Origin of the sequence: Olsenella sp. kh2p3, assembly GCA_900119625.1 — a bacterium.
Classification (GTDB): Bacteria; Actinomycetota; Coriobacteriia; order Coriobacteriales; family Atopobiaceae; genus Tractidigestivibacter.
On sequence record FPKD01000015.1, the window covers coordinates 1 to 23,819 of the forward strand.

General features: G+C 63.9%; 18 protein-coding genes and 1 rRNA gene. 13 read left to right on the plus strand and 6 right to left on the minus strand.

Annotated features, from left to right (window positions below; translation table 11 throughout):
- The 6 genes from BT122_RS11190 to BT122_RS10365 form a co-directional block, all read left to right on the plus strand.
- Window positions 1–528: heavy-metal-associated domain-containing protein (locus BT122_RS11190; protein ID WP_286130369.1), on the plus strand; the 528-nt coding region annotated here is incomplete at its 5' end.
- Between the two features lie 147 nt (window positions 529–675).
- On the plus strand, window positions 676–1,557 hold the full coding sequence (locus BT122_RS10345) for an ROK family protein (RefSeq protein WP_072355833.1): 882 nt from the start codon (window positions 676–678) through the stop codon (window positions 1,555–1,557).
- A 335-nt stretch (window positions 1,558–1,892) separates the two neighbouring features.
- A complete protein-coding gene (ligA, locus tag BT122_RS10350) occupies window positions 1,893–4,121 on the plus strand; it encodes an NAD-dependent DNA ligase LigA (RefSeq protein WP_072355834.1) in 2,229 nt (742 codons plus the stop codon).
- Between the two features lie 1,036 nt (window positions 4,122–5,157).
- Window positions 5,158–6,210 carry a nucleoid-associated protein gene (locus BT122_RS10355; protein WP_072355835.1) on the plus strand — a complete coding sequence of 351 codons (1,053 nt, stop codon included), beginning with the start codon at window positions 5,158–5,160 and terminating at the stop codon, window positions 6,208–6,210.
- Window positions 6,211–6,367: 157 nt separating this feature from the next.
- Window positions 6,368–7,621 (plus strand): coiled-coil domain-containing protein, encoded by a 1,254-nt coding sequence (locus tag BT122_RS10360; protein WP_059055296.1) that lies wholly within the window; start codon window positions 6,368–6,370, stop codon window positions 7,619–7,621.
- Window positions 7,605–8,609 carry a hypothetical protein gene (locus tag BT122_RS10365; RefSeq protein ID WP_059055298.1) on the plus strand — a complete coding sequence of 335 codons (1,005 nt, stop codon included), beginning with the start codon at window positions 7,605–7,607 and terminating at the stop codon, window positions 8,607–8,609. Before BT122_RS10360 ends, BT122_RS10365 begins: the two co-directional genes overlap by 17 nt.
- On the opposite strand, the gene BT122_RS10370 is transcribed toward BT122_RS10365, so the two are convergent.
- Window positions 8,606–10,051, minus strand: a complete 1,446-nt coding sequence (locus tag BT122_RS10370; protein ID WP_072355837.1) for a Sapep family Mn(2+)-dependent dipeptidase — start codon at window positions 10,049–10,051, stop codon at window positions 8,606–8,608. The two genes, BT122_RS10365 and BT122_RS10370, sit on opposite strands and share 4 nt — an antisense overlap.
- 179 nt (window positions 10,052–10,230) lie before the next feature.
- Here BT122_RS10370 and BT122_RS10375 point away from each other — a divergent pair, with 179 nt between their 5' ends.
- Window positions 10,231–11,919 (plus strand): alpha-glucosidase, encoded by a 1,689-nt coding sequence (locus BT122_RS10375; RefSeq protein WP_072355838.1) that lies wholly within the window; start codon window positions 10,231–10,233, stop codon window positions 11,917–11,919.
- A 139-nt stretch (window positions 11,920–12,058) separates the two neighbouring features.
- Complete coding sequence (locus BT122_RS10380; RefSeq protein WP_059055306.1) at window positions 12,059–12,505, plus strand: hypothetical protein; 447 nt, start codon at window positions 12,059–12,061, stop codon at window positions 12,503–12,505.
- A gap of 397 nt (window positions 12,506–12,902) precedes the next feature.
- On the opposite strand, the gene BT122_RS10385 is transcribed toward BT122_RS10380, so the two are convergent.
- Complete coding sequence (locus BT122_RS10385; RefSeq protein ID WP_072355839.1) at window positions 12,903–13,598, minus strand: alpha/beta hydrolase family protein; 696 nt, start codon at window positions 13,596–13,598, stop codon at window positions 12,903–12,905.
- A gap of 60 nt (window positions 13,599–13,658) precedes the next feature.
- A complete protein-coding gene (locus BT122_RS10390; RefSeq protein ID WP_072355840.1) occupies window positions 13,659–15,185 on the minus strand; it encodes a C69 family dipeptidase in 1,527 nt (508 codons plus the stop codon).
- A 250-nt stretch (window positions 15,186–15,435) separates the two neighbouring features.
- On the opposite strand from BT122_RS10390, the gene BT122_RS10395 reads away from it, so the two are divergent.
- From BT122_RS10395 to BT122_RS10405, 3 genes are all read left to right on the plus strand, one after another.
- Window positions 15,436–16,464 carry a 3-deoxy-7-phosphoheptulonate synthase gene (locus BT122_RS10395; protein ID WP_072355841.1) on the plus strand — a complete coding sequence of 343 codons (1,029 nt, stop codon included), beginning with the start codon at window positions 15,436–15,438 and terminating at the stop codon, window positions 16,462–16,464.
- A gap of 316 nt (window positions 16,465–16,780) precedes the next feature.
- Complete coding sequence (locus BT122_RS10400) at window positions 16,781–17,824, plus strand: metallophosphoesterase family protein (protein ID WP_072355842.1); 1,044 nt, start codon at window positions 16,781–16,783, stop codon at window positions 17,822–17,824.
- A 145-nt stretch (window positions 17,825–17,969) separates the two neighbouring features.
- Window positions 17,970–18,785, plus strand: a complete 816-nt coding sequence (locus BT122_RS10405) for a LytTR family DNA-binding domain-containing protein (protein WP_072355843.1) — start codon at window positions 17,970–17,972, stop codon at window positions 18,783–18,785.
- Here BT122_RS10405 and BT122_RS10410 read toward each other — a convergent pair.
- The 3 genes from BT122_RS10410 to BT122_RS10420 all read right to left on the minus strand — a co-directional run bounded on the left by BT122_RS10410 (window position 18,742) and on the right by BT122_RS10420 (window position 21,668).
- The gene (locus tag BT122_RS10410; RefSeq protein WP_072355844.1) at window positions 18,742–19,785 is read right to left on the minus strand and encodes a bile acid:sodium symporter family protein; all 1,044 of its coding nucleotides are present in this window, start codon (window positions 19,783–19,785) and stop codon (window positions 18,742–18,744) included. The two genes, BT122_RS10405 and BT122_RS10410, sit on opposite strands and share 44 nt — an antisense overlap.
- A 427-nt stretch (window positions 19,786–20,212) precedes the next feature.
- Complete coding sequence (locus BT122_RS10415; RefSeq protein WP_072355845.1) at window positions 20,213–20,671, minus strand: hypothetical protein; 459 nt, start codon at window positions 20,669–20,671, stop codon at window positions 20,213–20,215.
- 190 nt (window positions 20,672–20,861) lie between these two features.
- A complete protein-coding gene (locus tag BT122_RS10420) occupies window positions 20,862–21,668 on the minus strand; it encodes a MerR family transcriptional regulator (RefSeq protein ID WP_072355846.1) in 807 nt (268 codons plus the stop codon).
- A gap of 355 nt (window positions 21,669–22,023) precedes the next feature.
- On the opposite strand from BT122_RS10420, the gene BT122_RS11045 reads away from it, so the two are divergent.
- Complete coding sequence (locus BT122_RS11045; RefSeq protein WP_072355847.1) at window positions 22,024–22,845, plus strand: winged helix DNA-binding protein; 822 nt, start codon at window positions 22,024–22,026, stop codon at window positions 22,843–22,845.
- 877 nt (window positions 22,846–23,722) lie between these two features.
- Window positions 23,723–23,819 (plus strand): 16S ribosomal RNA (locus BT122_RS10430); the annotation flags it as partial.

A 23,819-nucleotide genomic window follows, 5' to 3' on the forward strand; every position in this document is an offset into this window, starting at 1 on the left:
ACCATGCGCGACATCCGCCAGAACCTGTTCTGGGCGTTGTTCTACAACGCAATCTGCATCCCCGTGGCCATGGGCGTGCTCTCGCCTCTGGGCGTGACGCTCAATCCCATGGTGGGTGCGGCGGCAATGGGCTTCTCGTCCGTGTTTGTGGTATCGAACGCGCTCAGGCTCTTTGCCTGGAAGCCCAGCCAGACGGGCGAGAAGGACGCTGCGCCCGTGGACACCAAGGTAACTCCGGTCGTTGCGGAGCCCGCTGTTGCGGATGCGGCCGAGACAAGCAATGCGGTCGCAGACGCGGCCGCCAACGAGAGGAGCAACAAGATGGAGAAGAAGCTCAACGTCGAGGGCATGATGTGCGAGCACTGCGTGGCCCACGTGACCAAGGCACTCGAGGGGGTGCCCGGCGTGAGCTCGGTCAAGGTCTCGCTCGAGGACAAGGACGCCGTGGTCGAGGCATCGTCAGAGGTCACCGACGAGGCGCTCGTCTCGGCCGTGAAGGAAGCTGGGTACGAGGCGACGGTCGCGTAGCACATAGCTGTGCCCTGTGCTTCTCGGCACGAAGAACAAGCCGTTCAAGGGTCTCGCGGGTATTCCGCCGCGAGGCCCTTATGCTTAGCGCGGGAATGTCTCACGTGGCAAGCGCAAGGCGACGCCACCAGGAGAACGGGGGATGGCATGGCAAGGATTGGCGCGCTCGAGGCTGGCGGAACCAAGATGGTCCTCTCTGTGGGGACGCCCGAGGGAGAGGTTCTCGAGCGGGAGGAGATTCCCACCCAGGGGCCGCATGACTGCGTTGACCGCATGGTTGCATGGTTTGGCTCGCACAACATCGACGCACTGGGCATTGGCGCCTTTGGGCCAACGGGCGTGAACCCGGCTGCCCCCAGCTACGGGAAGATCCTCGAGACGCCCAAGACGGCGTGGCGCCACTTTGACTTCCTGAGCGCCTTCGACCCGCTTGACATTCCTATTGGCTACGACACCGACGTTAACGTTGCCTGCCTGGGCGAGGTCACGTACGGCTCGTGCAAGGGCCTCGACACCGTGGTCTACCTCACGATTGGCACGGGCATCGGCGCGGGCGTCATGGTGAGCGGCCAGCTCCTCCACGGCATGCTCCACCCCGAGGCAGGCCACATTCTGCTCGAGGTCCAGCCGGGCGACGAGGGCAACTGCGTGTGCCCCTACCACGACCGCTGCTTCGAGGGCCTGGCCGCCGGCCCCTCAATCGAGCACCGCTGGGGCAAGAAGGGCTTCGAGCTTGCTGACCGCCCGGAGGTCTGGGACCTCGAGAGCACCTACCTGGCAGAGGGCATTTCCACCTATGTGCTGTGCTACTCGCCGCAGCGCATCGTGCTCGGCGGCGGCGTGATGAAGCAGACCCAGCTCTTCCCGCTGGTGCGCAAGAAGGTCCTCGAGAACCTGAACGGCTATCTCGTAACGCCCGAGCTGGCGGACATCGACTCCTACATCGTAGAGGCCGGCTGCAAGGGCGACCAGGGCGTCCTTGGCTGCATCGAGCTGGGCCGCCGCGCGTTGGAGGCCGCCCGCGCGTAGGGGCAACGAACTTCTCGGCAAAGCTTGCTGCAAGTACGTTTGGGCTCGCCACACATTCGGGTGCGATTGTGTGGCGAGCCCAGCTTGATACTCATTCGACCGACGAATGTGTATCCGCTCGCTACACATTCGACTGCCGAACCTGTGGCGACCTGCGCGGGTCACACGTTCGGGCACGAATCTGTAGCGCTCCATAGGTTCGAAGCACCCTGCGAACTCGGGGCGGCCCGCGCCCTGCCCCCGCATGCGTCTGTGCCCTTCTCGGCGCTGCCTCAATTCCGCTGGCTGTTTGCGCTACCCTTGCTTGGTGATTGCCGGGCACGAGAGGGGACAGCATGGCTGAGAAGACCAACAGGAACAACGCAGACGCGGCCGGAATGCAGGGCTCGCTCTTTGGCGATGTCGACGCGCCGTCCTTCTCGGCCCAAGAACCTGCGGAGAAGCCCGCCAGTCCCGCTCGCACCGCCCGCGCCCGCGCGGCCGAGCTCAACCGCATCCTCAACCACGCGGCCTACGCCTACTACGCGCTTGACGCGCCGGAGATGACGGACGCCCAGTTCGACCGGTACCTCCAAGAGCTTCTCGCCCTCGAGAAGTCCAATCCCGAGCTGGTCACGCCGGACTCCTACACCCAGCGCGTGGGCGGCTACGTCTCGGAGCAGTTCGAGCCCGTCCGCCATGCCAGCCGCATGTACTCAATCGACGACGCCATGAACCTCGACGAGCTTGACGAGTGGCTGGCCCGAACCGACGAGGCCCTGGGCTCCACGCCGGAGAGCCCCGTGGCCTACACCTGCGAGCTCAAGATCGACGGCCTGGGCGTGGCCCTCACCTACACGGACGCGCAGCTCGTGCGTGCCGCCACCCGCGGTGACGGCACGACGGGCGAGAACGTCACGGCCAACGTCCTCACCATCCACGACGTGCCCCGCGCGCTTGCGCCCGAGGGCCTCAAGCTCGTGGCCGACGGTGGCCTTGGCCGCTCCATCGAGGTGCGCGGCGAGGTCTACATGCCCAAGCACTCGTTCGTCCGTCTCAACGAGGCGGCGGACGCCGCGGGCCGCGAGCCCTTTGCCAACCCGAGAAACGCCGCCGCCGGGAGCCTGCGCCAGAAGGACCCCAAGATCACGGCCCACCGCGACCTCGAGACCTTCATCTACGCCGTGGCGGACGAGTCGCCCCTCTCCGTGACCAGCCAGTGGGAGTTCCTCCGCTGGCTCTCCAGCTGCGGCTTCCACGTGAACCCCAACGCGCGCCGCTGCACCTGCGCCGCCGAGGTGCACGACTTCTGCGCCACCGCGCTCGCGCACCGAGAGGACCTCGACTACGACATCGACGGCGTGGTGGTGAAGGTCGACTCCTTTGCCAGCCAGGCGGCGCTTGGCTTCACCGCCCGCGCGCCGCGCTGGTCCATCGCGTTTAAGTTCCCGCCCGAGGAGAAGCGCACGGTCCTGCGCGACATCCGCATCCAGGTTGGCCGCACCGGCGTGCTCACGCCCGTCGCGGAGTTCGATCCCGTGAGCGTTGCGGGCTCGACCATCGCGCGCGCCACGCTCCACAACATCGACGAGATCCGCCGCAAGAACGTGCGCGTGGGCGACACCATCGTGGTGCACAAGGCTGGCGACGTAATTCCCGAGGTCGTGGGCCCCGTGCTCGAGCTGCGCCCCGCGGACTCGCAGGAGTTCCAGATGCCCACGCACTGCCCCAGCTGCGGGAGCCCCGTGGTGCGCGAGGAGGGCGAGGTGGCCTACCGCTGTGTCTCCATCGACTGCCCGGCGCAGGCCGTCGAGCGTCTCATCCACTGGGGAAGCCGCAACGCCATGGACATCGACGGACTGGGCGACGAGCTGGTGGGTCGCCTGGTTGAGAACGGCACCTTGACCGACGTCGCGGACTACTACGACAAGCTTACCGTTGACGCGCTTGCCGCCACGCCCACGGGCCGCGCCTACGAGACAAGCACCAAGGACCACACCGAGGGCGAGGACATTCTCGTTGGTCGTACCATTGCCGAGAAGGTCATGGAGCAGGTGAATGAGTCCCGCAGCCGTGGCCTTGCACGCGTCCTGTTTGGCCTGGGGATCCGGCACGTGGGCGCCAACGTGGCCACGGTGCTTGCGCGTCGCTTTGGCTCGCTCCAGGCGCTCATGGCCGCAAGCGAGGAGGACATCGCCACGATTGACGGCATTGGTCCCAAGATTGCGGCATCGGTGCGCGAGTTCTTCTCGGTGCCCGAGAATGTCCGCGTGCTGGAGCGCCTGCGCGAGGCGGGCGTTGTGCTTGAGGAGGAGATCACGGAGCCGGAGCGCCCGCAGACGCTTGCCGGCCTCACCTTTGTCCTCACGGGGACGCTCGAGCACTTCACGCGCGATGAGGCGGGCGCGCAGCTCAAGGCGCTGGGTGCCAAGGTCTCGGGCTCCGTGTCAAAGCGCACGAGCTTTGTGGTGGCTGGTGCCGCCGCTGGCTCCAAGCTCACTAAGGCTCAGTCGCTGGGCGTGCCCGTGCTGGACGAGGCCGCGCTCGAGCGCATTCTAGAGACGGGGGAGGCGCCGGAGGCGTAGGCCGTTCGGCGCGGATCCTGCGGGTTGCCAAAACTCCCCCTTGAGCGTCATGTTGACGCCCAAGGGGGAGTTTCCGACGAGATTCTGTATGTGAGGGCCCCTCGGGCGTCATTTCGGCGCCGAAGCATGCATTATCGCAGCAAGTGCGTACAAAACCGCTGCTCCGGCGTCATCTTGGCGCCCGAAGGGGAGTTTCCGACAGGATTGCGTACGAATGAACAGCTCCGGCGTCATTTTGACGCCGGAGTGCATGTTCTCGCAGCTATTACGTATGAAAGTTCCTCTCGGGCGCCGTTTTCTCGCCGGAGCGCAAGTTTCTGCAGGGATTGAATGGCCAGATTTCGTGGTCTCACACCAATTATTAAGTATCCCACCTTGGCAAAGCTTTTGCACGGCTGCGTCCGTCGCGGACGATAGGGGACCGTCTGCGGCACAGGTGCACCTCGAGGGGTTTAACGCCTCCCGGATTGGCTATAAAGACAGTGACTAAAGGGAGTCGCCCAGCAAGGACGACCGAGGTAGGAGGTGCATTCCGATGGGCAGTGACGAGAGTTCAACCAAGCGCCTGCCTTTGGATGCATGAATTCGCCCCAGAGGCGGTGGCAGATCCCTCGCAACGTCAAAGTCGATACGGTGGCACCGCGAATACGCTGATTAGACAGCGACGTGAAACACAAACAGGGCAGGCGCATCTATTTCTCCGGTCGGTGAAGAACCGACAGCTCCAGACAGGTTCCTAATACCACGAGAGGAACGGAGAACGGGTTCGCACCAGGCGAGCCATCATTGATAGCAGGTGCTTATCATCTTTGTCGCATCCCGCGCGGGAGCGACCTCCCTAAGGGGGAGAGTCCAAAGTATCACGTAGGTGGGCGGGCGTCCGGAAGGGCGTCCGCCCTTTTGTGTGGCGGCTCAGCATGTCAACGACACTACAGCAAAGTCCGGACGGCCCCCTCTCTAGCCTGCGGTATCCTTGTTGGTCGCGACGGGCCCGCATGGGGCGAGCAGCGCCGCGCCCCAAGGAATGCGAGGTCACATGCTCAGGATCGGTCACGCCATACTGCACGTCTTTGACTTCGAGAGCGGCAGCACGTTCTTCTCCGAGCGCGAGCTCGACCTCGACAATCGCCAGACCCGCTCATACGTCACGCGCCGCCTGCGTCGCATCCGCTCGAGCGCCGAGAGCAAGCACGGCACCTTTGCCCCCGAGAGCAACTTTGCCTCGGGCCTCAAGGAGTACCTTGCCGGTCAGGTTCCGTTCGTTGACTTCTCCGTCCAGATAGCCCAGTGGTTCTGGGAGGAGCTGCGCCGCGCCGAGGATCTCGAGCAGTGCGATCTCCTCGTGGCGGACTTCACGGACACCGGAGAGATGCGTGCCTCCGAGAACGCCGACGAGGACAAGGTCGCCGACGCCTACGAGTCCGAGGGAACGCGCCTCTTTGCGGTGGTGCTTCTCCCCAGAAAGCAGGCGTTCATCCACGAGGTGGACGAGAACGGCAACGAGATCGCCCGCCAGGACGCCACGCTTCCCAACCCCACGCAGAAGGTCGACACCTACGTCCTCATCAACGCCGACACGCTGGCCATCGACTTCCACGACAAGGAGCGCAGCGTGGCCGGCGAGTCACGCCAGATCATTCCCGAGCTCTTCCTGCAGTGCTCGCAGGAGGCGTCGAGCCATGAGGTCATCGACGAGGTCACGAGCATCGTGGAGGACCTCTCCGAGGAGTACGGCCTCACGCCGGCGGTCGAAGTGTCGCGCGCGAAGGCGGCGCTTGCCCGCCACGCGGACACCGACGAGGCCATCCAGCCCGCAGACGTTGGTCGCGAGGTCTTCGAGGACAACCCCGAGATGGCGCAGCGCTTCGAGGAGCGCACCCGCGAGCGCGACCTGCCGGAGGAGGTGCCGGTGCGCCGCGGCGCGGCCAACCGCCTCACGCGCACGCATCGCATCCGCACCGACACGGGCGTTGAGATTGCATTCCCCTCGGAGCTCGCTGAGCGCCCAGGCTACATCGAGTTCTCCCACCAGGAGGACGGCAGCATTTCGATTGTGATCAGCAACGTGGCACGCATCGAGAACCGCTAGGGGAGAGCTCCGGCAGCCTCTCCGCTTTGTCACCCCAGCGGACCGTCGCCTTGCCGCTGGCCGTCTACCCCCATGTGTTTTTCGTCCGATGACGGCCGAACGAGTAGAATGGCATGCGTGACCTAAACGTAACCTAGCCGTACTCTCAGGAGGCCTCATGCATACTAGCGGCACCAGCAGCCGACGTGCGTCCAACGCACTCGCTCCCGCGCGTACCGTCACGCGCAGGGATGCCTTCAGACTGCTCATCGGCGCCGGCGCGCTTGCCTTTGCCAGCCCCGTCGCCGCCTTTGCCACCTCGCAGTCGGACATCGACGCCGCCCAGTCGGACGCCGATGCCGCCCAGGCGCAGCTTGACCAGATTGGCCAGGAGGTCTCGGACCTCTCTGCACAGCTTTCAGACACCGTTGGCCAGATCGACGATGTCTCGGCGCAGATCGACCAGACCCAGTCCGACATCGACGCCAAGCAAGCCGACATCGAGGCAAAGCAGGAAGACATCGATACCACGCAGAAGGAGATTGAGCAGAAACAGGAGGTTTTGGGCCAGCGCATGTCGGCGGCGTTCAAGTCCGGCAACGCCAGCACCATCGACCTGCTGCTCTCCTCGGCCTCCTTCGAGGAGCTTACGTCTAACATCTACTACCTCGACAAGGTGTCCGAGCAGGACAACGCCATGATCGAGGAGGTAAAGAGCCTGAAGGCCGACCTCGAGACCCAGAAAGCGCAGCTTGAGGACGACAAGGCCACGCTCGAGACCAAGCAGGCCGACCTCACCACCCAGAAGGACCAGCTCAACCAGCTCAAGAGCAGCCAGGAGTCCCAGCTTGCCGACGTCCAGGCTAAGCAGCAGGAGGCCCAGGACCTCGTCGACCAGCTCAACTCCAATGTCCAGACGCTCATCGACCAGCGCAACGCCGAGCTTCTCGCCGCCCAGGAGGAGGCCCGCCGCGTTGCGAGCTACAGCTCCTCCGGCAGCTCCTCGGGCGGCTCTGCCGGCGGCTCCGCAAACATCAGCTCCGGCACCTCCGGATCGCAGGCCGCTGTCATCTCCGCCGCGTATAGCACGGGCTCCACAGGTGCGGGCTTCTGCGCGGCGTGGGTCTCCAACGTCTTCGCAAACGCGGGCGTCGGCACGTTCTACGGCAACGCCTGCGACATGTACTGGGCGTACTGCTCAAGCTCAGACAGGTCGTCCATCCAGGCGGGCATGATCATTGCCGTTCCCACCGAGCCCTACTCCGCAGCTGCGCGCATCTACGGCCACATTGGCATCTACGTGGGCAACGGGACAGTCCGCCACTGCGCGAGCGGCGTTGTCATGACGCAGAGCCTGGACTCCTGGATTAGCGAGTTTGGCGTCACCTCAACTCCGCGCTGGGGCTGGCTGGGCGGTGTCGCTCTTGCATAGGGCGGCTGGCGAGAGGGACGAGGTCACCTCGGTCCCACAGACCCCGGCGCAGGTGACGCTTGGCGTTGTCTCCGCAGTGATGGCCATCCTCGGCGGCGTTGTGCTGCTCGCGGGTGGCCTTGTTCTCTTTGCGGCCATTACGGGGCAGGTGGACGCCTCGGACTCTGGCCTTGCCATCGCTGGCGTAACGCTTTCCGGCTGGTCCCCCATGGGCCTTGCCATAGTGACGCTTGCTGCCGGCGCGCTTCTCTGTGCGACTGCCTGGCTGGGCTTTGCCGCCTCGCGCGACTCCGGTCGCGTGGGGCCGTACCGCTTTCTCTGCTACCTGGTTGGCCTGGTACTTCTCGTTGCCATCCTTTGGAGCTGGGGCTCGGGCACCATCCTCATCTTTAACCCCATCGTGCTCTCGACCACCATCACGTACGTGGTGGTGTGCTCTTCGCTTGCCGACCGCGTGCAGCGCGAGCACGACGAGGGCGTGTGCGGCGAGTCTTTCCTGCTCAGCGGCCACCAGCGTGCGCTCAGGCTCATCTCGCAGGTCATGATTGTGACCGCGGTTCTCAATGCCGTGATCACACTCATTGTGTGGTATGCCGTCTCGCAGATGGACCCCACAGCGCAGGTCACCCTTGCTGAGGCGCAGTACACCGCCGGTCGGCTCTCGAACATCGTGCTTGGCTGGGGCCTGGCATCTGCAGCGGTCAACCTCCTGGTGGGCCTTCTCGGCCTGCGTGGTGCCAACCAGCCCGAGAAGATCAGGCCCTTTCTGTGGGTCTCGGCCATCTCGTTTGCCTATGCGGCAGTGCAGCTGGTGCTGGGGATCGTGACGTCGGGCGGCATGGGAAGTGTGCAGTCCAGCTCCCTCACCGACGCCCTCTTCTACGGTGCCTGCACGTACCTGAGCGTAAAGATTCGCCGCCAGCCGCAAGACCGCGAGGGTCAGGCAACTGGCGGCGAGGCAGAAAACCAACCGTTTGGTGCTAACTAGGCCTCTGGCTGGGAAAGCTCCAGCTCCATGAGGCGCGCGATGCTCACGATGTAAATCTTGAGCGCGCGTCGCATGCTCTCCTCAGAGACCGCCTCGTCGGGACCGTGCTCCATGCCCACCCACGAGGGCTCCTTCGCGTACGGCTCATGCGGGCCAAAGGCGCAGGCGCGGCGGAAGTGGCGCGCATAGGTTCCGCCGCCAATGGTGAATGCCTTGCCCTCGTGGCCGGTGTACTCGGCGTAGGTCGCAAGCAGCGTCTTGATCTCGGGCGAGCCGGGGTCGATGTAGAAGGGCTCCACGTCGCGGCCTTCCTCGAAGGTCGCGTTGAAGCGCGTGGCAAAGCGCCTGAGCTCCACCGTGATGCGGCTGCCCGAGGTCGAGGTGGGATAGCGCGAGTCGATGGTCTGGACAAAGCGGTCTCCCTGCGTGCGCACGGTGCCACCAATGCAGGTGAGCTCGCCAAACTTATCATCGGCTGCGGCAATGCCCATGGGCTTGCCGTCGCTCGCGTGGCAGACCTCGTGCTCCAGGTGAAGCCAGCGCTTCTCGGCGTCCGTGAGGCCGGGAACGTTGGCAAGAAGGTAGTCGGCAAGCACGCAGATGGCGTTCACGGTGCCTGCGGGTAGGGAGGCATGGCCGCCCTTGCCGTGCGCCGTTACGCGGGCAAGGCCAACGCCTGCAGCCTCGACGTCCACGTGCTCTGCGGCAGGGAGCTTCTCCGCGTCAACGCGCACAAAGGCCGTTGCCTGGCCGGGAATCGCATTGGAGACCGTGCCGCCGTCCAGCTTCTCGATCACGCCGCCCAGCATGGGCTCGGAGGTGAAGCTGCCGCCAAAGAGTCCCTTCTCGCCACAGATGAGGGGGAAGTCGGCGTCGGGCGAGAAGCAGAAGGCAGGCTCCGGGCAGCACTCGAGGTAGTGCTCGAGGTCTGCCATCTCGGTCTCCTCATTGTTGCCAATGATGCAGCGCAGGGCGTAGGGGAGAGGCTCGCCGGTCTCCTTCACCTGGATGGCAAAGAAGTGAGCAGCCCAGAGCGAGAGGACCAGCGGGCCCTTGTCGTCGAGGACGCCGCGGCCCATGAGGTAGCCCTCGCGGCGCGTCACGTCGAGCGCGGGAACGGTCCAGCCAAGGCCCACGGGGACGATGTCGGAGTGGGCGATGGTCGCCACGTACGGCGCACCCTCCTTGCCCGAGACCTCGCCGTAGCCAATGCAGCCGTCGAGGTCCGTTACGGCAAGGCCCAGGCGGCTTGCAATACCCTCGGCCGCCACCAGGGCCTCGTTTGCCTTGGGGCCATAGGGCTTGCCCGGCTCAGCGGCCGAGAGGTCCTCGACCGACTCGATTCTCACGAGCGTGCGAATGTCTTCGACAACGTCCTCCCAGACCTCGTCTACGTATGCGTCGACCTTGGCCTTGAGCTGGTCGTCGTTGGTCTGTGCCATGCTTCCTCCCAATGGGTTGGTAAATCGTGCCCCACCATATTAGACGCTTGCCTTGCGGCGTGGCGGCGGGGTCGCTCATGGCGCCGCGCGCGCCGAGGAAAGTGGTGGCAAAATGGCAGGTGGCGCGTCGCGTGGCGGCTGCGTGGCGCTGGCGGCACGGTGCGACAAGAGGAGGTCCCATGGCTGGTGACGAGTGGTACAAGGACGTGGTGTTCTACCAGATTTGGCCGCGCAGCTTTGCCGACGGCGACGGGGACGGCATTGGTGACCTCTATGGCGTCTACGAGAAGCTCAACTACATAAAGTCGCTGGGCGTGGGTGGCATCTGGTTTTCTCCGCTGTACGTCTCGCCCAACGCCGACTATGGCTACGACATTGCAGACTACCGGCACATCTCGCCAGACTACGGTGACGAGAAGATCTTCCGCCGCGTGCTCAAGCGCGCCCACGAGCTGGGCCTTAAGGTCATCATGGACCTGGTGATAAACCACACCTCCATCGAGCACGAGTGGTTCCAGAAGGGCATCGACCCCGCAAGCCCGTACCACGACTACTACATCTGGCGCGACCCGGTTTCGGTTGGCGGCGTCCCCAACAACTGGCAGAGCATGTTCGGCGGCTCCGCCTGGACGTACTGCGAGCAGAACGGCCAGTACTACCTGCACCTCTTCTCCGAGGGACAGCCCGACCTCAACATGGACAACCCGCGCGTGCGCGACGAGGCCAAAAACGTGATGCGCTACTGGCTGGACATGGGCGTTGACGGCTTCCGCGAGGACGTGATCACCCTCATCTCCAAGGCTGAGGGACTGCCCAACGACCACGCGCCCCTCTCGCTTCCCAAGGGCAAGCAGTACTACGACTGCGGGCCACGCCTTGCCGACTACCTTGGCGAATTCCGCCACGACGTGCTGGTGCAGCACGACTGCTTTGTGGTTGGCGAGGCTCCCTTCGTGGACGTGGAGAAGGCCCGCATGCTCACCGGCGGCCCGCGCGAGAGCCGCCTGCTCGACATGGTCTTTAGCTTCGAGCACATGGAGGCCGACTGCCTCTTCACGGAGTACATCCCGCTGCCGTTTAGCCCAAGGCGCTTCATGGGCGCGCTTTCGCGCTGGCAGGAAGGGCTGCATGGCGTGGGATGGAACGCGCTTTACCTCGAGAACCACGACCATCCGCGCGTGATCAGCCGCTACGGGAGCGAGCGCTACCGGCGCGAGAGCGGCTCGATGCTCGCCTGCGCCTACCTCTTCCTCGAGGGGACGCCCTTCATCTACCAGGGGCAGGAGATTGGCATGACCAACATCTCGCTGCCGTCCATCGAGGACTACCCAGACTGCATCGCGCAGGCGAACTATCGCTCCTACGTGGAGAAGATGGGGGAGGAGAAGGCCCTCGCGCGCGTTCGCCGCGCCACGCGCGACAACGCGCGCACGCCCATGCAGTGGGACGCCACCGAGAACGCCGGCTTTAGCACGCACAAGCCGTGGTTTGCCGTGAATCCCAACTACCGCCAGGTCAACGTTGCCGCCCAGGGCAACGACGAGAACTCGCTTCTCAACTTCTACCGCCGTGCCATCAAGCTTCGTACGCAGAGCGCTGCCGTGCGCTGGGGAGAGTACCACGAGTTTCTTCGTGCGAGCGGGAGCGTGTACGCCTACTCGCGCGAGTTCGCGGGCAACGACAAGCACGAGGCCGAGACGCTGCTGGTGATCTGCTGCTTTGGCAAGGGCGGACATCGCGTGGGGATCCCGGGAAAGTTCCGGGAGCGCAAGCGCGAGGTCCTTCTCGCCAACTACCCCGTGGAGGATGCCAACGCGGACTCGTTTGTCGCCCGGCCGTACGAGGCGAGGGTGTATAAGGTGCTGTAGAGCGTCGGCGCGGCGCGCGGCGGTGCAACGCGGACCGGATGCCCGGTCTGATGCGGAGCTCTGCCCCTTCGCGAGGCCTTCACGCCTCCCGGTTACAATGCCCTCTCCTGCTATCGATCCGTAAGGGAGGTCCCGGGCAATGAAGGTCGCCATGAGAAGGACCGTGCTCGTCGCCGTTATTTGCTTCGCCGTTGCGCTTGTAGTGAGCGTTGTGTTTCTCGCTTGGTTCAATGCCGACCCCGACACGAACATCACCGCTATTCTCGCCAGCCTGCCGCTGAGTTACCTGTATGCGGTCTCGTCTGGCCTTGCCGCGTTCTCCGCGGGCGCTTTGGTGGCGCTTGCTGTGGGGGCTCTCGCGCACCTGCGCATGCCCAACCTGCCGCGCATGGTCTTTGCCGCGCTTGGGTGGGTCATGCTGGGATTTCTGCTCCTCGCGCCCATCATCGCGACGCTTGCCTCAAGCTCGGCTGCCATCGTGTTTGCGCTGGTCGTGTACGCAGCGATCAAGGTTCCCGTGGTCTTTGCGGCCTTTGGCCTGCTGCTTGGCCTGGGCTTTGCCGAGAGGCGCGACGCCCAGCAGTAGCGCTGCCGGCAGCACTATCGTTCTTTAGCGGTATCTGAGAACGTCGATTTCCACGACCTGCGGAAACGTCGCGGCCGTTTCTCAGAAACCGCTAAAGAACGGAATGGCCAGCTTTGCTGGGCGGCCGAGTGTCCGCCCGTCTCCCACTTATGGCCTCGTTTTTGGGTGCTAGAGCTTCTCGGGGCTATTTATTGCGCGAAATTTCTTGATGAGAACTTACTCAACTGGTGAAACGCACTTCTCCCTAGGAATATCGCGCAATAATGGCGAGCAAAACGACCTGACAAGGCTGGCGACTGGCATAGTTGCCGGCTTCACTGCCGGCTGAAGGGTTTGGTGGTCCGCCAGAGGCCGAGAAGAGCTGAGCGCCGCTCCGAGAGGGGCGACGCTCCGGAGCCTACGCCTCGCGGATGAAGCGGACCACCTCGTCGACGGCGTGCGAGAGCCACATGGCCTCGCCCACCACGCGCGGTCCCTCGCCAAGTGTGACCAGCCGCGCGTTGGGGAACTCCTCTGCTGCTCGCCGCGCATCGTCAAAGGCGCGGTGGCTCCCGACCTCGCCGCGGCATACCAGCACCGGCCCGCGATAGCGGCGCATGTCTCCCCAGATGCCGTCCGCACTCTCGCCGGCGTCCGCCGCGCCTGCAACGGAAAAGTCAGGCGAGAGCAGCACCAGCCCGGACACGTCGCGGGGATGCCTTGCCGCGGCCATCGTCGCCACAAAGCCGCCGCGTCCGGCACCGGCGAGAAACACACGGCAGTTGTCGATAAGGTCTAGGCGCCCTACGGCATCGGAGGCGGCTTCCAGGTCTTCGAGCGCCCGGACCGCCGTCCCCGGTGCTGCGCCTTCGATTACGCAGCTAGCAACGCCATGCGCCGCAAGCTCCTCGAGTGGTAGCTTCACCGCCACGTCGTCCCCGCCGGCCCACATGATCACCGGCAGGGGTCCGGGGTCGTCTGGCGCAAGGAGGCGCGCACGCACCTCTTGCCCGTCTCGCTCGCAGCGAACGGGCAGCTCGTGCCAGCCGGCACCATCAAGGACCTCCTCGGCCTCGCGCTCCGCGCGCTTCTCTCCGTGCCTGAAGATGTCCATGTCCGTCTCGACCGCCCTTCTCGCTATCCGTTCGTCTTGCGCCTTGCGAGTGCGCCGTTCCTACGCGTCCGACCGCGCGAAGTGGTTCGCCATATGCATGCTGCGTTCGTAGAGCACCTTGGCGAGAAGTTCGTCGGTCTTCTCGCGCGCGTAGTCGGCCACCTGCTGGTTAGCCTCCTCGAGAAGGTCCTGCGCCGCTGCCGCATCAAGTCCCTGCTTGGCGACGAGCACATCCGTTGCCGCCAGCACGCGCTCGCCCTCGGAGCCAAGGTCCTCCTGGTAGGCCTCAATCGCGGGCAAGCACTCCGCGTAGTTGGCGTCGGCCATGGCGGCGATGAGGCGGTTTGCCCAGTAGAAGCTCTCGGTCGAGACGCGCTTGGGATCGGTCTGCTCGAGGTAGGCGGGCGTCTGGCTCACGTTGGCATAGAACGGTAGCAGCGCGTTGAACGGGTTGGAGCCAAAGGCCAGCCACTGCACGCAGCGCGTTGCCTCGGGGCCGTACGGGCGAGCCTGCAGCACCGCAAGCTGACTGTTGCGGTTGATGCCGATGGGACGGTAGTGCCCGCGCGTGGCCTCCGTGCCAAAGCTGCCGTAGGGGTCAAAGACGGTTCCCTGGTAGTGGAGCGAGAGGACGTACTTAACGTCCTCGACGGTCACCTTGCGCTCGGGAACGCTTGCCCAGGGGAGGTCATCGGACTCGGGGCCAAGCGGTGCCTCGGGGGAGTCCCAGTTCTGGGCGTGCGGGTTGAGAAAGCGCTGCATCGACCAGGCGCGCGGGGTGTTGTAGAGGTGGTCCTCGTCGGAGTGGCTGCCAAAGGCGTCACGCGGGTTGAAGACCTTGTTGTCCTCACCCTCGGCGCGAAGCGTGAGGTCAAGGTGGTGGGCGGCCATCCACTCGGCAAGGTCGGGCGAGCACATGTGCTCGGTCTGCTTGCCCAGGGCGTCTGCCAGGTCAAAGGAGTCAATCCCCAGCTGGTTGGGCATCGTGACGTAGCAGTTGTCTGGCACGCGCTTGGCAATCCAGTGATGGCCGCCCACGGTCTCCAGCCACCAGATCTCGTCTACGTCCGAGAAGGCAATGCCGTTCATCTCGTAGGTGCCGTAGCGCTCGAGGAGCTCGCCCAGGATGCGCACGCCGTCGCGAGCGGAGTGCGCGTAGGGCAGCACCAGCGTGACCATGTCCTCCTCGCCAATGCCGCCGGGCTGCTCGGACTCATAGTCGTCGCTGCCGGGCGTTCCTTTGGCGGGCCGATAGACGACCATGGGGTCCGCGCCCAGGACGCGTTCGTTGGACGTGAGGGTCTCGGTGGCACTCATGGCAACACCGCGTGCCGAGAAGCCCGCCTCCTCCCAGAGGCCATGGGAGAGGTCTGCGTTGGGGACGGCCGTGTAGCGCACGCCGTCCTCGGCCGGCAGGGGCACCGTGAGGTGCGAGATCTTCGAGGTGTAGCTGGTGCGTCCCTCGGGGTCTACGACGCAGAAACGCTTGGGGTTGAACTCGCCGTTGGCGGAGTCCTCGTTTCTGGCGACGATGGTCGACCCGTCGTAGCTGGCCTTCTTGCCAACCAGGATGGTGGTGCAGGGCATGGTGCCTCCTTGGCTTGGTGTGGCGCCGACAGTGCGCGCCGGCGCGTTCTCACATGCCATAGTATGCCCACCTCCCGCGACGCCTGCGCGCAGGCTTTCGCGCATGTTACGGAAGGCGCACGAGTGGGCCATCTCCGCCGTGCGCTGGGCGCAACCCACGTCATACTGTGGGAGCACAAATCGCGGCCTTCCCGGTGGCATTTCTCGCCGGGTGCGCCGCCTGCGAGTTAGACGAGAGGAACCACGAACCATGACCATGAACTTCAAGCGCCGCCTGCCCATCCCCATGGAGATTCGCGAGGAGATGCCCCTCTCCGCGGACATGGCGGCGAGAAAGCCCGCCTTCGACGCCGAGGTGGCGGCCATCATCCGTGGCGAGTCCCCGCGCCGCCTGCTTGTGATTGGCCCCTGCTCGGCCGACCGCGAGGACTCGGTCCTCGACTACGTGACGCGCCTTGCCAAGCTTGCCGACGAGGTGAAGGACAAGCTTCTCGTGGTGCCGCGCGTCTACACCAACAAGCCGCGCACGCGCGGTACCGGCTACAAGGGCCTTCTCCACAACCCAGACCCCGAGGCGCCGGCAGACCTCCTCGAGGGCGTGAAGGCCATCCGCCGCATGCACCTGCGCGTGGTGGAGGAGACCGGCATGTTCACGGCGGATGAGATGCTCTACCCTGCCAACTTCCAGTATCTCATCGACCTTCTCGCCTATGTGGCCGTGGGCGCGCGCTCGGTGGAGAACCAGGAGCACCGCCTGGTGGCGAGCGGCGTCCCCATGCCCGTGGGCATGAAGAACCCCACGGGCGGGTCCACTGCCGTGCTTCTCAACTCCATCTACGCTGCGCAGGCGCCGCAGACCTTCATCTTCCGCAACTGGGAGGTCGAGACCACCGGCAACCCGCTAGCGCACGCGGTGCTTCGCGGCTATGTGGGGCCGGACGGTGCGACGTATCCCAACTACCACTACGAGTACCTCGAGCGCCTGGCCGACAGGTATGATCCCGAGAAGTTCGAGTTTCCCGCCGTGGTCATCGACTGTAACCACGACAACTCCGGCAAGCGGCCGCTTGAGCAGGCACGCATTGTTGACGAGGTACTGGATTCCGTGCGGCGCTCCGAGCGCATCGCGGGGCTCTTCCGCGGCTTCATGGTGGAGTCCTATCTGGTCGATGGCAACCAGCCCGTGGGTGGCGGCGTGTATGGGCAGTCCATCACCGACGCCTGCATTGGCTGGGAGGGCACGGAACGACTGGTGCGCGACATGGCCGAGCGCCTTTAGGCGCGTGCGGCGGCGCGCGGCATGTCGCCGAAAACCTCCATTTGATGCGTTTTGCAACATTGACGGCCTTCCGGCGACAAATTATCGCCGGAAGGCTCTTTTTTGCGAGTTTTGCAACAGTATCGGCTCTCCGGCGACAATGCGTTGCCCAACCGCTTTCAGCAAACCCCAACCTCGCCTTAAGCTCTTGTCGAGCGTTGCGTTCCCTCCGTGTGGCTTGGGCCACTTTGGGTCCCTTAAGACCTTTGCTTCAGTGGCGTTTAAGGCTCGCGTCCTACCTTGGAATTCAAGGTAGCTGAACGAGGAGGGGGCAGACATGAGTCTTACGAGAAGGCAGTTTCTCCAGGCAGGAGCCATCACGTGCGCATCGGCGGCGGCGCTCGCGGCGGTTGGGGCAGCGGACTCCGCGTCCGCAAGCGAGCAGGGCCGCACGCTCGAGTCCTTGTCGGACCCCGCGCCCGTCGCCGTAGGAACGTACGGCGCGCTCGTCTCGTCCATGGCCGTCATGAGTGACACGCACGTAGATGATGACGCCCCAGACTACGACAATAACTTCGAGAACGCCCTCGGTGACGTCGTGCAAAATTGGGACGCCGTTGACTCCATCGTGCTCAACGGGGATATGACCAACAACGGATACCAATACCAGTACGACATCCTCGAGCAGCGCGCGCAGACTGTGGGGCTCTCGTTCCCCGAGTCGTTTACCTGCGTGATGGGCAACCACGAGCAGATGGGTGACGGTACCCACACCCAGGAGCTCGTCGAGAGCCTGCACGCAAATTTTCTGGAGAGAACCAACTCCAGCTCGATTTACTTCGATCGCTACGTTGGTGGCACGCACGTGATTGCGCTTGGTCCGGACGAGTATGTCTCGCCCGATGACGTCACCTCAACCGACACCTTCAGGCTGAGCAGTACCCAGCTGTCATGGCTCTCTGGCCTTCTCGACGAGGACCAGGCTGCCGGTGTGCCGTCCTTTGTCTTCGTCCACGAGCCTCTCAAGTACACCGTCACTGACTCCTACCCGGGCGGCTGGGGCTACGAGAACTCCCTCGAGAACGACGGCGACCTGCGCTCCGTCATCTTTTCGCACACGGGTGCCATTCTCTTTAGCGGCCACACCCATTCCTACCCCGACGTCGTGCAACGTGGCAGCGGCAACCTCTTTGCGGGCACGGGCTCTGTGGCGTACGCATACGCGCAGGGCGAGACCTACCTCACCGACGATGGTAGCTACGACTCCTTTGGCTGGCTCGTGCGTCATCACGAGCAGGCCGTCGAGTTCTGCATGCGTGACTTCCTCAACCGCGAGTGGGTCGCGGGTTCGCACTACGTCTGCCAGCTGGGGTCGCACTAGGTGCGCATCCGTGCGCCGAGAAGGGATAGCAACGTCCGGCCACGCGCCACTTCCTTCCCGCTGATAGACCTAAAAGTCCCCCATCGCCCCGTAATGGTAAAATTAGACACAAATAATGGCGCTTTGGACCTGTTGGGGGGCATCCATGCGCAAAGAACTAGAGGAGAAGGCTCTCGCTCTTACGCGTGAGCTTCTCAAGCGCTTCTGGCAGCTCGACATCGAGTTTGTGCTGTCGCTTTGCACCAAGGACGTGATGTGGGTGGCGCCCGAGCAGAACCGCTACATGCGGGGCATCGACGCAATGCGGGCAGACCTCGAGGAGAACCTCCAGGAGCTCGTGCCTTGCCATCAGTCGCATCAGGAGTACACGGTTGTCCAAAATTGCGGGCGTGCGCTCTCAATCATCGGACGCTACCTTGTGACAACCGATGACGGCGCGCCCATCTTTGCCGAGGTGCAGCAGCACACGCAGATTACCTGGGAACTTATCGATGGCGAGTTGCGCATTCGCTCGCTCTATATCTCTCATCCCAGAAACGAGCTGCCCGTTGCGCCAGGGGAGTCCTTCTGCAACGTCATCGGTCGAGCCGCCAAGCGCTATATCGACGAGCGTATTGCCGAGCAAACCGACCTCAGACGCGAGATGATATACGACCGCGAGGGAACGATGCACCTGGTGGCTCCCATGGACGTCATCCTCGTCGAGGCGGTGGGCAAGCGCGCCCGCATATGCCTTGCGTATGACACCTTCGAGGCGCGCACATCATTCTCAGAGGTCACGGCCATATTTCCCGACCTCATACGGGTGCACCGCAGCTACGCCGTTAACCTCGCGCGAATACACGCTGTCGACCAGGCGTCCATCATTATGGAAGGGGACGAGGCCGTTCCGCTTCCCAAGGCGCGGCGCGCCGAGGTCATGCAGCGGATTCGTGCCCTTGCCGACGGCGAGCTGGACTAGCGGCCTCTGCATGGGACGCCGACGGCGCCTCCGGCGAAGGCTTGCCGCTCTCGTCTACTTCTGGCGTAAACGCGCGCGAGAACACCCGCCCAAAGACGGCGGCCAAAAACTGGTTGAAGAGCGTCCCTGTCATCACGGGGAACATGGTGGCTGCGGGGAGGTACGTCTGCGCAATGACAGCGCCGGCCGAGATGTTTCGCAGTGCCGAGCAGAACGTGAGCGTCACGGCCTGCTCGCGACCCAGGCCCATGAGGCGCGTTGCGGCAAAGCCCCAGAGGTAGCCCGAGGAGGCCATGGCCGCAATGAACACCATGACGCCGGCAAGCTCTGGCGTGAGGTTGAAGATGAAGTCGTGAAGACTCGTCGAGTTGGTCGTGATGACGAGAATCACAAAGATGCGTGCCAGCGGCGCCAGGGCGGGGGAGAGCGTCGTCTTTACGCGTCCCCGCGTCGCCTGGTTGAGTGCCGTGGCGGCAAGCGCCGGCAGCGCAATCATCACGAGCATGTCAAAGAACATGCCGGCCACGTCCACCTGCACCGTGGCACCTACCAGGAGCCTCAGCGTGGCAGGGATGGTCACAGGCGATATGAGCGTCGAGATGAGAAGCGTCCCCAGCGCAAGCGACATATCACCAGCGTAGATACCTATCCACATGGTGGAGGTCACGGCAATGGGCACCGAGTACTCCAGGACAATACCAGCAACAATGTTGGAATCCGAGAAGAGAAGGCCACCCAGCAGCCAGCCCACAACCGGCATGAGCACCTGCGAGATTGCGATGGCCACGAGCATGGGGGCGGGCCGTCTGAAGGTCCGCACCAAATTGGAGAAGTTGTTGCCCAGCGAGCCCTGGAAGGTCACGAGGGCAAACATGGGTGTGACCAGCGGCTTTAGCGGGATGAAGACGTTTGGTGCGCAGACGCCAAACACCAGGCAGAGAGGTACCAGAAACACCATGTTGTGGGCGATGATGTCGCCCAGGCGCCTCCATACTGCCATGCAGCCGTCCTCCTTGCCTGCGAAACCCGCCTGCCTTCCTGCAAAAACTCTGAACAGGCTAGGCCCTGTATGTTTCCTGGTTGCGTCGGGGCGGTGCACGGCGGCAATAATGCGCAAGAACAACATGCGTATAGGGGTGTTGCGGTATGTCCGGCGGTGTGCCTGACTTCCTCGGCTGGCTCGCGATTCTCGGCTGAAGCGCGCATGTCTCTCTCGGCTGGCGCCCGTGCATCTCTCGGCTGGCGTCCGATTCTCGCCAATTATTGCGCGCTATTTCTGGCGAGAAGATCGTTTTCCCAGTTGAGCCCCAGAATGTCCGGAAAAAACGTTCAATAATCCGGCCTCGGGGACAGCCCTGACGGACCAAATCAGGGGAGGACCACTTTTTCGGTTCGCGGCGGTTTCAGCGGCGAGCCTCGGCTCCGGACTAGTCCTTCTCGCCCGTGCGATGCAGCAGCTTCTCCAGACGCTCGCGATTGATCCACACGTGCGCCAGTGCGCAGAGGAGGAAGAGCACGGCACCGCAGACGTGTGCGAAAAACACCGGCGTTCCCACGGTATCGTCAAAGCTCAGGCCCTCAGCCATGCGCGCGTGCATCAGGCTGCCGCCGCTCACCAGCACGATGGCGAGAAACACTACCATCGCCAGGCCTAGGCAGCAGTCGATTCGTGCCTCCTTGTTCATTGCCTTGCAGGTCACGTGCCTGGTGGTCTGGACAATCTTCCTGTGGCTTACCACGCCGTGCGCCACCAGCAGCACCACAAACAGCAGGGCAACCAGGGCGTGTATGTGCGGCTCCGCGTGCCCCGTCATGTAGGTCCCCACAAGCAGAACCGCCAGTGCAATGTCGATGCCGAGCTTGAGCATGCGCTTCTGGGTGTCCATGGGTGCCTCTCTGCTTGCCTGCGGCCGCCGTGTGGGACCGCGTCCGTCACATGTAAGCCAAGGCTAACAATTGGCAACGCGCATTGCCCCGCATGGCGCCGTCTACGAGAAAAGAGAAAATACCTGCAAAATGCCTTGGGGACGAGGCCGCCCGACTTTGGACTGGGCTGCCTCGTCCTTGTGCGCCGGTCTACTCCGCCCCTGGCTGGCCATCGGCAAGCTGCGCGCGAAGCGCCGCCACCAGGAACTCAGTTGCTCCCGCGCCCGCGCGGGAGTCGTAGTAGTCGCGGAACCTCTCGTCCGCAAGGTACATCTCGCCAAGCGCCAGGTGTGCCTGGGCGGAGTAGCGGCCCTTGCCCCAGTAGCCGCAGATCCAGCGTCGGTGCATCTCCACCAGCTTCCGTGCCGCGTCGCCAGCGGGGTCGCCCGTTGCCATGGCACCCTTGAGCTGCCGAATGATGCCCTGCTCAAGCTCGTGCATCTCGTCCCAGTCCTGCTCGCTCATTGCGCGCACGCGCTCGTTGGCGGCGTCCACCGCGTCATCGCCGTAGCGTTCGCGTGCCTCTGCGCCATAGGTGTTCTCGTTTGTCTCGATGGCCTGCTCCTTAAGGCCGCGGAAGCGCTCCTCGTTGGTCATGGTCTGCCGCCCCTTCATCGTCTCAACGGTCTTTTCCACCGTCTCTACCAGCGCCTCGAGCTCGCGCTGACGTGCGCGCAGGGTCTTGAGGTGCTGCTCGAGGGCCTCCTCTGCGTTGTAGCCGGGGCTCTCCAGCAACCCTCTAATCTCGGAGAGCCCCATCCCGCACGCGCGAAACAGGAGCACCTGCTGAAGCCGCTCGACGTCCTTCTCGCCATAGCGCCGGTAGCCGTTCTCGCCGCGTGTGGGCGAGAGAAGCCCCAGGTCCTCGTAGTGGCGAAGCGCCCGCTCTGTTGCGCCGGACGTGCTCGCCAGCTCTCCTATCGTGTATGTCTGGTCAGCTGGCTGCGCGTCTCTCATGGTTGTCTCCTCTCGCGCGTTGAGCAGACGATAAACCCTCACGCAGCGTGAAGGTCAAGGGCGCAACGTTGCGTCCCCGCGATCTTGGTCTCGGCTGCGGCTCTGCTCGCATGAGACAAAGGGAGTTTCCCTTTGTCTCATCAAGGCGTCCGTCGCCTATGCGCCGGGCGCCTGCCTTTGAATGGTTTCGCTCAGGTGGTCAATTTGCGTAGGCCAACAATTCCGAGAAAATGCGGCCTGCGTTACCGCAATAATAAGTTGCTTCTAAAGGAAAAGGTGTGGCAATTCCCAGCCTACGGGCACGGACTTAAGGGGCTACGGCCCTCACATCACGCAAGACAGGAGAAATTAGTACATGGCCACAAGAGCAGAGATCATGGAGAAGCTCGGCGAGGTCCAGCACATGCTGAACATTGCTCGCCACAACCGCAAGGAGCAGGAGGAGGCCACCGATGCCAACGTCGCGCGCGTGCTTGCGCTCCTGCGTCTCAAGAGCGAGATTTCCGTCGAGGAGATGTCGACCGTCCTCGGCATTAGCGCAGATGCGCTCGGAACCACGCTTGGAAACATGGCTAACGATGACCTCGTCGTTGTTACCAAGGACGAGGATGACAACGTCCAGTCCGTCACCCTTGGCGAGAAGGGCCAGGAGGAGCAGCCCAAGCCGCGCGACCTCCAGAACGTTGCGCTGGACGGCTTCACGGACGACGAGGTAGACGTGCTTGCCTCGTTCCTCGACCGTATCGAGGCCGGCGTTGCAACGGAGATCGGCGAGGACTGGAAGGAGCGCGAGCAGGAGCGCCTCGCCAAGAAGCGCGACGATCGCGATGACCGCAAGTCCTTTGACCGTGGCGACCGTGGTGGTCGCGGCGGATTCCGCGGCGGCAACGACCGTGGCGGGTACCGTGGCGGTAACGACCGCGGCGGCTATCGTGGCGGCAACGACCGTGGTGGGTACCGCGGCGGGAATGACCGTGGCGGCTACCGTGGCAACTCGGACCGTGGTGGGTATCGTGGTGGCAGCTCGGACCGCGGCGGCTATCGCGGCGGGAACGACCGCGGCGGCTATCGTGGCGGCAACGACCGCGGCGGATACCGTGGCAACTCGGACCGCGGTGGCTATCGCGGCGGCAATGACCGCGGCGGTTACGGCCGCAGCTACCGCAACGAGGACTAGTTACTTCTCGCGGGCGCTTCGCACTATATAGATGTGAAAGAGGGGGCAACGATATTCCGTTGCCCCCTCTGCTATGTAAGGGCAATGTTGCTGCGGAGATTACCGCCGATTCCGAACGGTTAGGCCACCCTAAACGGTGAACTCTTGCGCCAGTGCGACAATCGCGCGGATTCAGAACGGTTAAGCCACCCTAACTGTTCGGAAAATCCCTAACCAGTGAAATAGCGCGGCATCGCAGTAGCGCCGCTGATTCCGAACGGTTAAGTCACTCTAAACAGCGAAATGGCGCGGCATCTCAGTGATGCCGCGGAATATAGACGGTTAGACCTCCCTAACCGTTCGGAAAATTCCTAAACAGCGAAATGGCGCGGCATGGGCGAGTAGGGCCAGCCGGCTTTTCGCTGGAGGGCAGGCGTATCTCCGGAGAGCGCTATTTGATTGCAGCTCTTGCTAAAGGGGACCTCCAGCGACGGCGAACCCTCAGAGAGAGGTTCGTGAGTACGAACGGGCAGTTCCTAAAACCGGGTATCAAGGATCCAATGTGCGAGAGGCATATTACCCAGACCCTTAACCTGCGATTACAGACCACTTATGTAGGAAACATGGAGGAAACAAACGAGACTTCCCAGACGCGTGTAAGGCGCGTATATTACTTCCTCGCGCGGCGCACCCCCCACACGGACGGACGCCGCGGGGCACCCTGAGAACCGGATACCGTGTCCGAGAGATCGGACGACGAAGGACAGACTAGCGATGCTCGAATGCCGTGCGAGAGCACGGCGCCGAGTCGATTCCAGTGAAGTCCGAGATCAGCGTGGTCTTGGAGTGGGACCCGGACGTCCATTTGGAGACACCACGCCGCGGAGACGCGGCGCTCCGAACGGAGAGTTCGATCCTGGCTCAGGATGAACGCTGGCGGCGCGCCTAACACATGCAAGTCGAACGGCCGGACCCACCTCGGTGGGCGAGGCAGT

Coding starts and splice junctions, on each gene's coding strand:
- BT122_RS10345 (WP_072355833.1), top strand. CDS start 676: ATGGCAAGGATTGGCGCGCTCGAGGCTGGCGGAACCAAGATGGTCCTC.
- ligA (WP_072355834.1), top strand. CDS start 1,893: ATGGCTGAGAAGACCAACAGGAACAACGCAGACGCGGCCGGAATGCAG.
- BT122_RS10355 (WP_072355835.1), top strand. CDS start 5,158: ATGCTCAGGATCGGTCACGCCATACTGCACGTCTTTGACTTCGAGAGC.
- BT122_RS10360 (WP_059055296.1), top strand. CDS start 6,368: ATGCATACTAGCGGCACCAGCAGCCGACGTGCGTCCAACGCACTCGCT.
- BT122_RS10370 (WP_072355837.1), bottom strand. CDS start 10,051: ATGGCACAGACCAACGACGACCAGCTCAAGGCCAAGGTCGACGCATAC.
- BT122_RS10375 (WP_072355838.1), top strand. CDS start 10,231: ATGGCTGGTGACGAGTGGTACAAGGACGTGGTGTTCTACCAGATTTGG.
- BT122_RS10380 (WP_059055306.1), top strand. CDS start 12,059: ATGAAGGTCGCCATGAGAAGGACCGTGCTCGTCGCCGTTATTTGCTTC.
- BT122_RS10385 (WP_072355839.1), bottom strand. CDS start 13,598: ATGGACATCTTCAGGCACGGAGAGAAGCGCGCGGAGCGCGAGGCCGAG.
- BT122_RS10390 (WP_072355840.1), bottom strand. CDS start 15,185: ATGCCCTGCACCACCATCCTGGTTGGCAAGAAGGCCAGCTACGACGGG.
- BT122_RS10395 (WP_072355841.1), top strand. CDS start 15,436: ATGACCATGAACTTCAAGCGCCGCCTGCCCATCCCCATGGAGATTCGC.
- BT122_RS10400 (WP_072355842.1), top strand. CDS start 16,781: ATGAGTCTTACGAGAAGGCAGTTTCTCCAGGCAGGAGCCATCACGTGC.
- BT122_RS10405 (WP_072355843.1), top strand. CDS start 17,970: ATGCGCAAAGAACTAGAGGAGAAGGCTCTCGCTCTTACGCGTGAGCTT.
- BT122_RS10410 (WP_072355844.1), bottom strand. CDS start 19,785: ATGGCAGTATGGAGGCGCCTGGGCGACATCATCGCCCACAACATGGTG.
- BT122_RS10415 (WP_072355845.1), bottom strand. CDS start 20,671: ATGGACACCCAGAAGCGCATGCTCAAGCTCGGCATCGACATTGCACTG.
- BT122_RS10420 (WP_072355846.1), bottom strand. CDS start 21,668: ATGAGAGACGCGCAGCCAGCTGACCAGACATACACGATAGGAGAGCTG.
- BT122_RS11045 (WP_072355847.1), top strand. CDS start 22,024: ATGGCCACAAGAGCAGAGATCATGGAGAAGCTCGGCGAGGTCCAGCAC.